This window comes from Sphingomonas sp. PL20, assembly GCF_017875905.1.
GTDB lineage: Bacteria > Pseudomonadota > Alphaproteobacteria > Sphingomonadales > Sphingomonadaceae > Sphingomonas > Sphingomonas echinoides.
Window position 1 is genome coordinate 512,263 of the sequence record NZ_JAGINH010000002.1, and the last position, 13,349, is coordinate 525,611.

Sequence of the window (13,349 nt, forward strand, 5' to 3'; positions counted from 1 at the left end):
TTTTGCGATGCGCGACCTCGCGCCGAATGCGTTCGGGCGGGGTCGACGCGAGAATTGGGGAAAACCTTAAAGTAGGATTGAGGATTTCTGCCGCTGGTGTCGTCACACACATAGCGGGGGCTTGGCGTATTCCATTTTGCCCCGTGGGCGGAAGTTAGGAAACGACAATTGGCGTCTTCCCTAAGAGTGCGGCAGGAAGACTCGATCGTCAGCTTTGCCGGTCATGACGCCCCTTGTCGGTGTCGGACAGGAGCAGATGTGTGAGCATTCCGATCTGGGTGGCCGCGATGCTGGTGACGGGCACGCCGGTGGCCGACGGCGATGTGCAGGCAAGCCCACCAGCCGAACTGGTTATGGCGGGCAATCTGCAACCGTTTTCGACGGTCTCGCTGATCGCCCCGGAGACTGCGGATCTTGTCGCATCCGACGTCGCCATGGTGTCGCCTGCTGCCCCGATTCCGCCGGAAGAACCGGAAGAGTCGCAAGACATCGTCGTCATGGCACGTCCACGAAACGCCGCAAATGATCCGATCGCGGCGATCAACACCGAATCCTTCAAGGCCACGCAGGCGGTGGACCGTGCCTTTGTCGGGCCGCTCGCTTTGGCGTATAAGCGCGGCGTTCCGACACCGGTGCGCAGTGGCATCCGCAACTTCATCTACAATCTGCGCGAGCCGATCGTGTTCGTGAACTTCCTGCTGCAGCATAAGGTGGGCAAGGCCGCTGAGACGCTGGGGCGGTTTGTCGTCAATTCCAGCGTCGGCGTCGGCGGCGTTTTCGACATGGCCAAGCGTCGTCCGATCCATTTGCCGCGCCGCCCGAACGGCTTTGCCGACACGCTCGGGTTTTACGGCGTAAAGCCCGGCCCGTTCCTGTTCCTGCCGCTGATCGGCCCCACGACATTGCGCGATTTCGTAGGCGACACGGTCGATCGGCTGGTGTTGCCGCTGGCGGTTGGAAAACCCTTCAACCGGGCTGCCTTCACCATCCCGGTCAGCGTGCTGGGGGTGCTTGACCGGCGCGCCGAAAATGACGAGCTGTTCCACGAGCTCCATACCGGACCGACCGATCCGTATGTCGCCACGCGCACCTTCTATTTGAAGCGGCGCCAGGCCGAGATCGACGATCTGCATGGCAAGCATCGTAGCGTGCCCGCGACCCCGATGCCGACGACAACAGGTGCGACCGCTAAACCTTAAACGGCGGGTGCTGGTGTTAGCGGAGCATCTGCGGATTGCGCTGCGGTGAAATGATGCTCCAGGGTGACGCGAGTCCCCGGCGCGGCATCCGTCACGGTGACGCTGGCGTCCATCTGCTTGGCGAGCGCCTGCACGATATTGGTACCCAACCCGGCCTTGGTCGGGCCAGTCTGCTTTGCCATGCCGATTCCGTCGTCGCTCACCGAGAGCGCCCAATCGGCACCGCTGCGCTGATAATCGACCGCGATCTTGCCGTGCCGTCCATCGGGGAACGCATGCTTGAGCGCGTTGATGACCAACTCCGTCACCACCAGACCAAGGCTGACCGATATATTGGCCTGGACCTGCTCCCGGGCACTGGTGACTTCGATCGAGATCTGGTCATGATCATGGATCATCGATGCCCCGATGCTCTCGCACAATTGGTGCAGATATGGACCGACATCGACCTTGTCGAGCGAGGCGACCGCCAATTGCCGCTGGATCGCCGCGACCGACATCACGCGACTGTGCGCGTCCCGCAAATGCCCGCGCACCTCTTCCGACTGAACCTTGCGGGCGCTCTGCAGCAATACGCTGGCGATGATCTGCAAACTGTTCGCGACGCGGTGCTGCAATTCCTGCAGCAACACGCTCTTGTCATGAACCAGATCGTCATTCATTTTTTCGGCGATGCGAGCATCGGTGACGTCCGATATGGCAAGCAACAGGCGCGGTTCGGCACCCACGCCATAACTGAGTTTATGCGCGTTCAGGACCAGGCACCGTGTGCCAAGGCCGGGGCGCTTCAAGTCGAATTCGTAATTCTTGACCTCAGCGAGCCCCGACGCCGTTGCCTTGAGGAGCGATTGCAGTTGCGGAATGGCCCATTCGCCGTTGCCCAGATCGGCAAAGGTTTTGCCGACGATTGTTTTGGGATCGATGTCGAAGGCTGCGCAGAAGGCGTCGCTGGCGACGATGACAGCGCGATTTTCGTCCAGCAACAGCACGGGCGCGTGGGAGGAGCCAACCACCGCGAGGGCAAGATTGAGGCCGAGTTCGGCATCGGGAGAAACGGGAGACGGCATCGGAACCCTTTCGGTCCCGGGCGTTCCGTGTGGACGCTATTCGGGCGCGGTCACAGCGGGCCGGTGGGTGTAGGTACCATAAGCGTGCCGATTTCCGGCACCAATTCGTCCGCGCGCGCCATCGAGCGTGGGTAACCTCCGCCGTTTGTGACTGCCGTACCAATGGCATAAGGCGACGATCGGCGCTGGATCGTCGCCGATCCCCGCACGTTCAGGCGGCTGCGTTGCGGGATTGCGGCGGCGGATTCGAAAGGAATGCAATGGCGGACGTTCAGCTCAAACTTGACCATAGCAGCGTTATTCTGCGGCCTGACCCATCGCGCACGGTCGTGCGGCCGTTTTCGCTCGACTATCCCACCCAATTTCAGCGGGAAGGGCACAGCCGCACCCAGACGATCGTCGATCGCGTGCTGACGTTGACCGGGGATGCGCTGGCGGCGGAGTTGGCGTTGATCGTGGACTCGCTGGATGAGCGGCACCGCGATGTCGATGCGATGTTGCTGCGGCGTTATGATGAGATCGCTGGCGCTTTGCCGGTGCCGCCAGTGGCATCGGAGGGGCAACGCCGCTTGATCGGGGCGTATTTCAGCGAAGAATTTTCGTATGAGGCCGCCGCCTTGTTCAACCCGAGCGCGGTTATCGCGCCCGACCAAACGGACGTCGAGGCGGGCGCGGTGCGCTTTGTCCTGTCGTTGCGCGGCATTGGCGAAGGGCATGTTTCCTCTGTCGCATTTCGCACCGGGACTTGGCTGCCCGGCGGCGCGCTCAAGATCGATCCGCCAAGCCTGGTCGCGGTACCGCCGATCATCGATGGCACCGATGTCGACGCTGGGGCGGTGACGATGCTGCGTTGCGGGGGTAGTCGCGATATTTCCGAGACGGTGCTGTTTCCGGTACTGCCGAGCCAACGCCAGGGCATTGAGGATTTACGCCTCGTCCACTTCACCGAGGAAGATGGCAGCACGACCTATTACGGCACCTACACGGCCTTTAGTGGCGCGGCGGCGCGCCCGGAATTGCTGTCGAGCGATGACTTTCGCAGCTTCACGATGCGGGCGCTGACGGGGGACGCTGCGGGGGCAAAGGGTATGGCGCTGTTCCCGCGGCGCGTCGGTGGGCGGTTCATGATGCTTGGGCGGCAGGATAGCGAAAGCATCTGGCTGCATGCTTCCGACGACATTCTGCATTGGGCGGGCGGTGGTAAGATCGTCTCGCCGCGTTACCCGTGGGAGTTCGTGCAGATGGGCAATTGCGGCTCGCCGATTGAGATTGACGAGGGCTGGCTGGTGTTCACCCACGGCGTCGGGATGGTGCGCAATTACTGTGTCGGCGCGTGCCTGCTCGACAAGGCCGACCCATCACGCTTGCTTGCGCGCACGCCTGAGCCGATCCTCACGCCAAGCCCGCTCGAGCGCGACGGTTATGTGCCCAATGTGGTCTATAGCTGTGGCGTGTTGGCAAAGGGTCGCGACCTGTTGATCCCATATGGCGTGGCCGACAATTTCACCGCGTTCGCCACGACCACGGTCGATCAGTTGCTCGCGGTGATGGCCTAGTCAGCCTTCATAAAGCTGCGCCCGCTATTATATTCCGGTGGTGAACACGCTTCCGGATCTTGGGCCGCACGGCTCGCTCTATCTGCTGGTCGTCGCTGTCGTGGCGGTGATGGTGCTTGCGCGGCGTATTCCGGTGATCGGGCGGTTCCTCGCTTTTGCGATGACCGCCGGATGCCTGGTGCTGGTCGCTTTGCTGCTGATGGAGCGCGCGCCGCTTGACCCGACCTTCGCCCGCGTGGCGCAGCGCTTCGCGTTGGACGGGCAGCGCGTGGTCGGCAAGGAGATGCGCGTGCCGATGGCGGCGGACGGGCATTTCTGGGTGCGCGTGAAGCTGGGCGGGATCGAACGGCGGATGTTGGTCGACAGCGGGGCCACCGTGACCGCGATTTCGGCTGACACTGCTGCTGCAGCGGGGATCGAACCGAGCGATTCGTTGATGCCGGTGATGATGCAGACCGCCAATGGCACGGTGGCGGCGCAAATCGCGACGGTGCCGGAACTGCGCATCGGCAATGTCGTTGCGCGCGATTTGCCGGTGGTGGTGTCGCCCGCCTTTGGCGACATGAACGTGGTGGGGATGAACTTCCTGTCGCGCCTCAAATCCTGGCGGGTGGAGGACGGCGTCATGATTTTGCAGCCGCATCACCCAACCAAGTCCCTGTCGCTTGGCGAGAGGGAAGCCGCCCGCCCGGCCTAGTCGGGTGGGGAGGGTGGGGACGACGCTGGCGTCACCCCCACACCCCCAAGCGCGCGGGGTTAGGCGTCGATGCTTGTGCCTAGTGCTGCATGGACCAGCCCGCCATCGACGGTGATGGTATCGCCCACTACATAATCGCCCGCGCGACTGGCGAGGTAGATCGCGGCACCCGCCATATCTTCATCGACGCCGATGCGTTTGGCGGGGATGCTCTGCGCGATCGCCGAACCATGGTCGCGCGCGGCCTTGTTCATCTCGCTGGCAAAGGCCCCCGGCGCGATCGAGGTGACGTTGATATGATCGGTGATGAGCCGCGCCGCCATCCGCTTGGTGAGGTAGATCAGCGCCGCTTTGGAGGCCTGATAGCTGTACGTCTCCCATGGGTTCAGCCGCTGGCCGTCGATCGAGGTGATGTTGATGACCTTGGCCGGATGCCCGGCGCTGGCGGCGGCTTTCAGCGGGGCGTGCAGCGCCTGGGTCAGGAAGAAGGGCGATTTGACGTTGAGGTCCATCACCTTGTCCCAGCCTTTTTCCGGGAACACCTCGAACGGCTCGCCCCAGGCCGCCCCTGCATTGTTGACCAGAATGTCGAGCCGGTCGCTATGCTCCGCCAGCTGTGCCGCGAGCGCCTTGCACCCGGCCACCGTCGATACGTCCTGCGGCAGCGCGATGCACTTCTCGCCCAGTTCTGCAGCGGTTTCGAAACAGGCATCGGCCTTGCGCGACGAGATATAGACGGTCGCGCCCTGCGCGATGAAGCCGGTCGCGATCATCTTGCCGATGCCGCGCGAGCCGCCGGTGACAAGGGCGATGCTGCCGTCGAGGCGGAATAGTGTGCTGGTGTCCATGTTTCTCTCCTGATGGCTCCCCTCCCGCTGCGCGGGAGGGGCTGGGGGAGGGGAGTGCGTCCCACAAGCGTGGCGCTCGCGACACTGCCCTCCCCTAACCCCTCCCGCGCAGCGGGAGGGGAATGTGCTTGCTGTTTTATCCCCCGCGCTTGATCGTCTCGCGCGCGATGATGAGTTGCTGGATCTGGCTGGTGCCTTCGTAAATGCGGAACAGCCGCACGTCGCGGTACAGCCGCTCGATCCCGTAATCGGCGATATAGCCCGCCCCGCCGAAGATCTGCACCGCGCGGTCCGCCACACGTCCGACCATTTCGCTCGCATAATATTTGGCCGCCGCCGATTCCAAGACGACGTCCTTGCCCGCATCCTTGGCCGCCGCCGTCTCCAGCACCAGCGCGCGCGCGGCGAGCGCTTCGGTCTTGCTGTCGGCGACCATGCCCTGGATCAGTTGATGCTCGGCAATCGGCTTGCCGAACTGCTTGCGCTCGGTCGCATAGGCCACGCAATCCGCGATCAGCCGTTCCGCCACGCCGACGCACACCGCCGAAATGTGGAGCCGCCCGCGATCGAGCACGCGCATCGCGATCTTGAAGCCTTCGCCCTCGGCACCGAGCCGGTTCTCCACCGGCACAACGACGTCGTCGAAATGGACGTCGGCGACCTTTGCGCCCTTTTGCCCCATCTTCTTTTCAGGCTCGCCGACGCTCACGCCCGCCAGCGTCCGCGGCACCAGAAAGGCCGAGACGCCGCGTGCGCCGGGATCGTCGCCAGTCCGCGCCATCACCGTGAACAGGTCGGCCTTGTCGGCATTGGTGATGTAGCGTTTGGTGCCGCTCAGCCGATAGGATTGGCCGTCAAAGGTCGCGCGCGTCTTCACCGCGCCCGAATCCGAGCCGACATCGGGCTCGGTCAGCGCAAAGCTGGTGATGATCTCACCGCTCGCGATCTGCGGCAGCCACGCCGCTTTCTGCGCTGCATTGCCCGCCATCACCAACCCTTGCGAGCCGATCCCGACATTGGTGCCGAAGGTTGAACGGAAGGCAGGGGTGGTGCGGCCAAGCTCGATCGCGACCTTGGTTTCCTCGAGCATGGTCAAGCCAAGACCGCCATACTCCTCGGCGATCGACAGGCCGAACAGCCCCATGTCGCGCATTTCGCTGACGATGTCGGCGGGGATCGCGTCGGCCTCCTCGACCGCGCCCTCCAGCGGCCGGAGCCGCTCCGCGACGAAGCGGCGCACGGTTTCGATCAGCGCGTCGAAAGTTTCGGGGTCGAGTGCCATGATCTCTCTTCTCTGCGCCATCCTTGCGAAACGCGGCTGTGCGGCAGTGGTAGGGAAATGCGGCGGCGGTCGCAAGGCTGCGCCAAACCCAAAATTCCAAAAATACCGTGATGGCCCGGATTGACCGGCCCATAGCCCGTACTAAGGTGACAAAAAATACAGGAGAGCAAGATGCGTTTTGCGGGCAAGCGCGCCGTCGTCACCGGCGGTGCCTCAGGAATAGGGCGCGCCACCGCGCTCCGGCTGGTGCGCGAAGGGGCCGAGGTGTGGATCGGCGATGTCGATGTCACAGGCGGGCAGGAGCTTGCCGAAACCTCCAACGGGCGCATCCATTTTCTGCGTACCGACGTGACCGACGTTGGCGATATCGCCGCCCTGCTGCAGGCGGCGGACGATGCCGGGGGCATCGACGTGCTGTTCAACAATGCCGGTGCGGGCGGCGCGCGCGAGACGATCGACGCGATTTCGCCCGAGGATTGGGACCGCACGCAAAGCCTGTTGCTGCGCTCGGTCGCGATGGGCATCCGCTATGCCGCCCCGCTGATGATCGCGCGCGGCAAGGGTGGGGCGATCGTCAACACGTCTTCGATCGCGGCACTCCAGACCGGTGCCGCCCCGACCGCTTATTCGGTGGCGAAAGCCGGTGTGTTGCATTTGACGACGCTTGCCGCCGCCGACCTGTCGCAGCATAATATCCGCGTCAACGCGGTGTGTCCGGGCTTTATCACCACCAACATCTTCGCCTCGGCACTCGGCATTTCGGGCGAAAAACGCGTGATGGCCAATGGCATGATCGAACAGATCGCGGCGCACGCGCAGCCGTTGCAGCGTGCCGGCACTGCGGACGATGTTGCCGCTGCCGTCGCTTATCTGGCGAGCGATGATGCGGCCTTTGTCACCGGCACACGCATCGTCGTCGATGGTGGCATGACGATCGGCCCGCGCCACAGTTGGGACCCGAAGACGCCGTCGCTCTTTTCCAGCCTTGAGGCGTTTGCCGCGTGACCACGCCGCTCGCGATCCCGGCGGCGCGACGACTCGGCGCGCGCAGCCGCTGGTCGTTCGGTCTCGGCTCGATCGCTTATGGGGTGAAGGATAGCGGTTTCGCGACCTTCCTGCTGCTGTTCTATAATCAGGTGATCGGCCTGCCTGCCGGGCTGGTGGGCGTGGCGATTATGGCGGCGTTGGTGGTCGAGGCGTTTGTCGATCCGCTGGTCGGCTATCTGTCGGATCATACGCGCGGGCGCTGGGGGCGACGACACCCGTGGATGTACGCCTCGGCGCTGCCGGTGGCGATCGGATGGCTGCTCTTGTGGAACCCGCCGCATTGGTCGCACGCGGCGCTCGGTTTCTATGTGTTTGGCAGTGCGCTGTTGGTGCGGATCGCTTTGTCGGCGTTCGAGATTCCGTCCTCGGCACTCGGGCCCGAACTCAGTTCGGACTATGACGAGCGCACCCGGATGTTCTCCTATCGCTATCTGTTCGGCTGGGGTGGCGGGTTGGCGATGCTGGCGCTGGCCTATGGCGTGTTCCTGGTGCCCGACGCGACGCATCCGGTGGGGATTCTCAACCGCGATGGCTATGCCGCGATGGCGACGCTGGCGGCGGTGGTGATGGCGGTATCGATCGTGCTGTCGTCGATCGGCTTGCACCACGAAATCCCGCTGCTGCCGCAAATCCCGAAATCGCAGGAAACGCTGGCCGAGCATTTTGCCGATTTTCTTCGGACCGTCCGCAATCGCGGTTTTCTGATCCTGATGGTCGCGGGGGTGTTCGCTTATACCGCGCAGGGCGTCTCGTTTGCGCTGTCGACCTATATGTATCAGTTCGTCTGGCAATTTGCGGGCCGCGATTTCAATTGGCTGTCGCTCGCGCTGATGATCGGCGCGCTGGGTGCGTTCTTCCTGGCCCCCGCGCTGACCAAGGGCGGCGACAAGCCGCGCATCGGCATGATCGCCTCGTTCGGCAGCGCGGTGCTGCTGGTCTCGCCTTATGTGCTGCGGCTGGCGGGCTGGTTTCCGGAGCCGGGCTCGCCGCTGCTATTGCCGGTGTTGCTGACGATCTTTGCGGCCAACACCGCGTGCGGTGTGTCGGCCTTCATCCTGGGGGCGGCAATGCTGTCCGACGTGGTGGAGGAATCCGAAGTGCGCACGGGCAAACGATCCGAAGGCGTGTTCTTTGCCGGCGGGTTTTTTGTGCAGAAACTGGTCGGCGGGCTTGGCATCTTCATGGCCGGCGCGATTCTGGCGTTTGCGCAGTTTCCGCAGGGCGCGCGCCCCGGGATGGTGCCGTCCGGGACGCTCGACCGGCTGACAATCGTGTTTATCGTGCTGGAACTGGCCTTTTACGGCATGGCCGGGCTCTGCTACGCGCGTTTTCCGTTCGGGCGCGCGGATCACGATGCGCGGCTGGTTTCGGCGGCGCGGGGTTAACCTGCGACCGGACGGACGAAGCTGCTCAACACCCAGCCCGATTTGCACGGCCCGGCATAGGCACTCGCATTGGCCAGCGTGGCCGCCACTCCGCAATCAAGCTGCGGCGAATCGACTGGCGGGACCACGACTCCCTGCCAGCGTTGGTCAAGCGAGCGCTGACACAGGAAGAGTTTCGCACCCTCGCCAAGCCGGGCGACTTCCTGCGCCTCGGTAAAGGGTGCGGCGCGGAGCGGCAGATAGGCCTCGCCACCGGGCGACAGGTTCATCACCACGCCGGAACTGGCGCAGGCCGGATAGGCCGGGCCGCCTTCGCCGACGCGCACGGCCTGTACGCCAGGGGTGAGAGTCGTGGTGTTGCTTTGATAAAGCGACGGATCGTTGCTGAACGCGCCTTCCCGCGAGCAGGCGGTCAAGAGCAGGGCGATCGCCAGGATGCTGCGGTTCATGACTGATTCTTAGCCGAGTGCGCGCGGGTTGGCGAGCGGGCATCATCCGAAAGCACTGTTTCGGCAGCGGCGAAAAGCCACCCATCGTGCGACAAACTCACTTCGTCGGAAATGGTTCCGTTCGCCGCGCGGTGGGGTTTTCAACCCTGCTATGAACTGCTTTGAGACACTTAACGAATTCATCGCGACCTGAGGGGGTCACATGACAATCCGGACTTTGACAGCGCGTTTTGCGCTGGTGGTATCTTGCGCCCTGATGTCGGCGACCCCAGCGATGGCCCAGTTCTGGCAGTGCGCGCCATATGCCCGGATGATTTCTGGCATCGAGATCCGTGGCAACGCCAACACCTGGTGGGGCCAGGCTGCTGGTCGCTATGCGCGCGGCCATGCCCCCAAGGTCGGTGCCGTGCTCGCTTTTGCCTCGACCAGCCACATGCGCCTCGGCCATGTTGCGATGGTCAGCGAAGTGGTGAGCGATCGCGAAGTCCTGTTGACCCATGCCAATTGGTCGCGCCGCGGCGGTGTCGAGCGTGACGTTCGCGCGATCGACATTTCGGAAAAGGGCGACTGGACGCGCGTCAAGGTCTGGTACGGTCCGCAGGGTGGCCTCGGCACCTCGGCCTATCCGACCAAGGGCTTCATCTACGCCGAACATGCGCCGCTGAACGACCAGGGCGACGACGCGATCGACAGCACCGCCAAGGCCCCGATCATCCTGGCCTCGCTCAGCCAGGGGTCGGCGCGCTTCTAAGCCGCCAACCCGCCGCGCTGCGGCCCGGCGTTACGCTTTGCCGGGGGTAAAACTGAGCGCCACGCCGTTCATGCAATAGCGCTTGCCCGTCGGTTGCGGGCCATCATCGAACACATGGCCAAGATGGCCGCCGCAGCGGCGGCAGTGCACTTCGGTCCGCGTAAAGCCGAGCGAACCGTCGGCGCGGGTGCGCACGGCATTGGGCAGCGGTGCCCAGAAGCTCGGCCAGCCCGTGCCGCTGTCGAACTTGGTTTTCGAGGAAAAAGCGGGGAGGGCACATCCCGCGCAGGAGAACACCCCCGCCCGATGTTCGCTGTTGAGCGGGCTGGTAAAGGGCGTCTCGGTGCTTTCGTGGCGCAGCACGACATAAGCGGCGGGCGACAGTTTCTTCCGCCACGCGGCATCGCTCAGCACCACTTCAAACTGCTCGGGCGCGCTCGCCGTGGCCCCCTTGCAACCGAATAGAGCAATCGCGGCAGCACCGGTGCCGGCGAGGCTGAGGAAGTGGCGGCGGTGGGGCATCAGGGCGGGCATCGATAGGGTCCTCTTTTCGGGCGTCATGTGGCTATACGCGCGCGGCGACACAATAGTTACGCGGCTTTCGGCCAGGCGGATGCACTGCGCCCGGAACCGCCTGCGATTTCGCGCGCTTTTGGCATATGACGATGCAGCAACTCGATCCGCCGCTTCCGGTCCATGTTCTCGACAAGGGCCCAGGCTATGCCTTCGCCGTCATCGATTATGGCCAGGAGCATAACCTCATCTGGGTCACCGCGATCAACGAGACCGGTGAAATCTGGTGCGCGCCCAATCCACGCGTGCGGATGCAGGCCAACTGGACAATGGGCCGCAAGAAACCGGCGGCAATCGCGCGAGAAAATGGCGATTGCTCGGGCGCGGCCGAGCCGGTGGTGGCGGAAGCGATCGCCAAGCCGAACTGAGCAATGATGGTTTGACTCGGCAGATGCCGACCTGCATCCTCCGGTCCGCATGCGGGGGCATGCGGGGGGAAACCGATGCCGTTCCGCTACGCGCCGTATTGGCTCGCCGCGCTGCTCGCGCTGACCGTGCTCGGCTTTTGGCCGGGCTATTTTTCGGTGTTGGTGACGGCACCCTGGGGCTTTCACCTTCACGGCATCAGCGCGACCTTGTGGCTGATCCTGCTCGGGGTGCAAAGCTGGTCGGCGCACGCGCGGCAGATGGCGCTGCATCGCAGCGGCGGGATGGCGAGCCTTGCGCTCTTCCCGATTTTTTTCGCCGGCAGCGCGGCGGTGATCTGGAGCATGGCCGCCGCAACCGCCGCAGGCGACCCCTTCTACCAGATTTATGGCGCTCGGCTCGCGATGATGGATCTCATTTCGGCGTTGCTGCTGGGCTATCTCTATTACCATGCGCTGGCCGAACGCCGCCGCGTGCAGTTGCACGCGCGGTATCTGCTCGCGACGCCCTTGCCGCTGATCATGCCGATTGTCGGTCGGGTATTCGCTGGGTTCGTGCCGGGGTTGGTCATTCACGGCCCGCAGGATTTTGCGCTGTTCGCCTGGTCGGTGCGCTTGTCGAGCGTGGTCGCGCTTGGCCTGACCGCATGGCTTTATCTCAGCGCGCCGCGCCACGGCAAACCCTTTGCAGTGACGGGCGCGGTGCTGCTGGTACAGACGATAGTGTTCGACACGCTCGGCGCGACTCACGGATGGGACGCGGCCTATCGCGCGCTCGCGCTGTTGCCGGTGGCACCGTTACTGCTCACCGGCCTGGTCGCGGGCGCTGCGGTCGCCTGGTTCGGCTGGGCTGCGGGGCAACGTCCGCGCGTCCGCGCGGTCAGTACCGGCTGATCTCGACCGGCAACTTGCGATAGCCATGGACGAAACAGGCGGCAACGCGCTCGGGCTCGCCGAGCACGTTTACGCGCATCCGCCGCTTGGCCATCTCCTCCAGCAACACCGAAACCTGTAATTCGGCGAGGCGTGCGCCCACGCAGCGATGGATGCCGTGGCCAAATGCCAAGTGGCGGCGCGCATTCGCGCGATCGACGATGATCTGGTCGGCGTTTTCGAACACGCTTTCGTCGCGATTGGCCGACAGATACCATAAGGCCAATTTGTCCCCGGCCTTGATGTGTTGTCCCTCCAATTCGGTGTCGGCGGTGGCGGTGCGGCGCATATGCGCGAGCGGGGTCTGCCAGCGGATCACTTCCTGCACGGTATTGTGGATCAGCGATGGGTTGGCCTCAAGTTTCGCGCGCTGGTCGGGAAACAGGTCGAGGCCGTAGGCGACCGCGCTCATCGTGTTGCGGGTGGTGTCGTTGCCGCCGACGATCAGCAGGATCAAATTTCCGAGAAACTCCATCTGGTCCATCTCGGCCATCGCATCGGAATGGATCATCATCGAGATGAGATCGGGGGTCGGATCCTTGCCGACCTTGGCGTTCCACAGATTCTGAAAATAGGCACCACACTCGTACATGTGCTTCAGCCGTTCGAGCCGCAGTTCGTCATTCTTGGCGAGTTCGATGTCACCCGCCCAATCCGACCAGAAGGTCAGCTTGCGGCGTTCTTCCCACGGGAAATCGAACAGGATCGCCAGCATTTGCGTGGTCAGTTCGACCGAGACTTTATCCACCCAATCGAACGGCGTATTCCAATCGAGCGAGTCGAGAATTTCGGAGGTGCGCGTGCGGATATTGTCGCTCATCCGCACCATTTCGGAAGGCGTGAAGGCGGGCGCTACCGTTCGGCGCTGGCCGGTGTGTTTGGGCCGGTCCATCGCGATGAACATCGGCATCCGCACGTCGCCGGGATTGTTTTCGATAAAGTCGGCCAGCGTGATGCCACCGGCTTGCGACGAATAGAGATCGGGCAGCGATTCCACCGTGATAATCGGCTTATAGGTGGAGACCGACCAATAGGGTCCGAAGTCCGAATGTTCGACGCGGTGGACGGGTGCGGTCGCGCGCAATTCCCGGAACGGCGCTTGCCACACATCGTCGCGATACAGTTCGGGACGGCTGACATCGAGCGGATCCACCGCGCGCACGGGTGCTACGGGTGCCAGAGTCGCCATCATCACTC

14 protein-coding genes are annotated in these 13,349 nt (G+C 63.8%); 8 read left to right on the top strand and 6 right to left on the bottom strand.

The window, feature by feature from the left end:
* The first annotated feature begins 260 nt into the window (after positions 1-260).
* Positions 261-1,199 (top strand): MlaA family lipoprotein, encoded by a 939-nt coding sequence (locus H4W01_RS02540; RefSeq protein WP_209609775.1) that lies wholly within the window; start codon positions 261-263, stop codon positions 1,197-1,199.
* On the opposite strand, the gene H4W01_RS02545 is transcribed toward H4W01_RS02540, so the two are convergent.
* Positions 1,196-2,266, bottom strand: coding sequence for a sensor histidine kinase (locus tag H4W01_RS02545; protein WP_209609776.1), 1,071 nt, complete (start codon positions 2,264-2,266; stop codon positions 1,196-1,198). The two genes, H4W01_RS02540 and H4W01_RS02545, sit on opposite strands and share 4 nt — an antisense overlap.
* A 260-nt stretch (positions 2,267-2,526) precedes the next feature.
* On the opposite strand from H4W01_RS02545, the gene H4W01_RS02550 reads away from it, so the two are divergent.
* Together H4W01_RS02550 and H4W01_RS02555 are read left to right on the top strand one after the other, a co-directional pair.
* Positions 2,527-3,822 (top strand): glycoside hydrolase family 130 protein, encoded by a 1,296-nt coding sequence (locus H4W01_RS02550; protein ID WP_209609777.1) that lies wholly within the window; start codon positions 2,527-2,529, stop codon positions 3,820-3,822.
* Between the two features lie 40 nt (positions 3,823-3,862).
* A complete protein-coding gene (locus H4W01_RS02555; RefSeq protein ID WP_209609778.1) occupies positions 3,863-4,519 on the top strand; it encodes a retropepsin-like aspartic protease family protein in 657 nt (218 codons plus the stop codon).
* 59 nt (positions 4,520-4,578) lie between these two features.
* Here the strand turns inward: H4W01_RS02555 and H4W01_RS02560 are convergent, their stop codons facing one another.
* Together H4W01_RS02560 and H4W01_RS02565 are read right to left on the bottom strand one after the other, a co-directional pair.
* Positions 4,579-5,367, bottom strand: coding sequence for an SDR family oxidoreductase (locus H4W01_RS02560; protein ID WP_209609779.1), 789 nt, complete (start codon positions 5,365-5,367; stop codon positions 4,579-4,581).
* A gap of 136 nt (positions 5,368-5,503) precedes the next feature.
* Complete coding sequence (locus H4W01_RS02565; protein ID WP_209609780.1) at positions 5,504-6,649, bottom strand: acyl-CoA dehydrogenase family protein; 1,146 nt, start codon at positions 6,647-6,649, stop codon at positions 5,504-5,506.
* A gap of 171 nt (positions 6,650-6,820) precedes the next feature.
* On the opposite strand from H4W01_RS02565, the gene H4W01_RS02570 reads away from it, so the two are divergent.
* Positions 6,821-7,654, top strand: coding sequence for an SDR family NAD(P)-dependent oxidoreductase (locus H4W01_RS02570; protein WP_209609781.1), 834 nt, complete (start codon positions 6,821-6,823; stop codon positions 7,652-7,654).
* Positions 7,651-9,081 (top strand): MFS transporter, encoded by a 1,431-nt coding sequence (locus tag H4W01_RS02575; RefSeq protein ID WP_209609782.1) that lies wholly within the window; start codon positions 7,651-7,653, stop codon positions 9,079-9,081. The genes H4W01_RS02570 and H4W01_RS02575 overlap by 4 nt, the downstream gene beginning before the upstream one ends.
* Here H4W01_RS02575 and H4W01_RS02580 read toward each other — a convergent pair.
* Positions 9,078-9,530: a hypothetical protein gene (locus H4W01_RS02580; protein ID WP_209609783.1), complete on the bottom strand. Its 453-nt coding sequence runs from the start codon at positions 9,528-9,530 to the stop codon at positions 9,078-9,080. The genes H4W01_RS02575 and H4W01_RS02580 overlap by 4 nt on opposite strands.
* A gap of 202 nt (positions 9,531-9,732) precedes the next feature.
* On the opposite strand from H4W01_RS02580, the gene H4W01_RS02585 reads away from it, so the two are divergent.
* Positions 9,733-10,281: a CHAP domain-containing protein gene (locus H4W01_RS02585; protein WP_209609784.1), complete on the top strand. Its 549-nt coding sequence runs from the start codon at positions 9,733-9,735 to the stop codon at positions 10,279-10,281.
* Between the two features lie 30 nt (positions 10,282-10,311).
* On the opposite strand, the gene msrB is transcribed toward H4W01_RS02585, so the two are convergent.
* Positions 10,312-10,803 carry a peptide-methionine (R)-S-oxide reductase MsrB gene (gene msrB, locus H4W01_RS02590; RefSeq protein ID WP_040602168.1) on the bottom strand — a complete coding sequence of 164 codons (492 nt, stop codon included), beginning with the start codon at positions 10,801-10,803 and terminating at the stop codon, positions 10,312-10,314.
* A gap of 137 nt (positions 10,804-10,940) precedes the next feature.
* Here msrB and H4W01_RS02595 point away from each other — a divergent pair, with 137 nt between their 5' ends.
* Positions 10,941-11,222: a hypothetical protein gene (locus tag H4W01_RS02595; protein ID WP_209609785.1), complete on the top strand. Its 282-nt coding sequence runs from the start codon at positions 10,941-10,943 to the stop codon at positions 11,220-11,222.
* Positions 11,223-11,297: 75 nt separating this feature from the next.
* Entirely contained in the window at positions 11,298-12,113 is an 816-nt protein-coding gene (locus H4W01_RS02600; protein WP_209609786.1) for a hypothetical protein, read from the top strand.
* Here the strand turns inward: H4W01_RS02600 and H4W01_RS02605 are convergent.
* Positions 12,100-13,341 carry a cytochrome P450 gene (locus H4W01_RS02605; RefSeq protein ID WP_209609787.1) on the bottom strand — a complete coding sequence of 414 codons (1,242 nt, stop codon included), beginning with the start codon at positions 13,339-13,341 and terminating at the stop codon, positions 12,100-12,102. The genes H4W01_RS02600 and H4W01_RS02605 overlap by 14 nt on opposite strands.
* Positions 13,342-13,349: the final 8 nt, after the last annotated feature.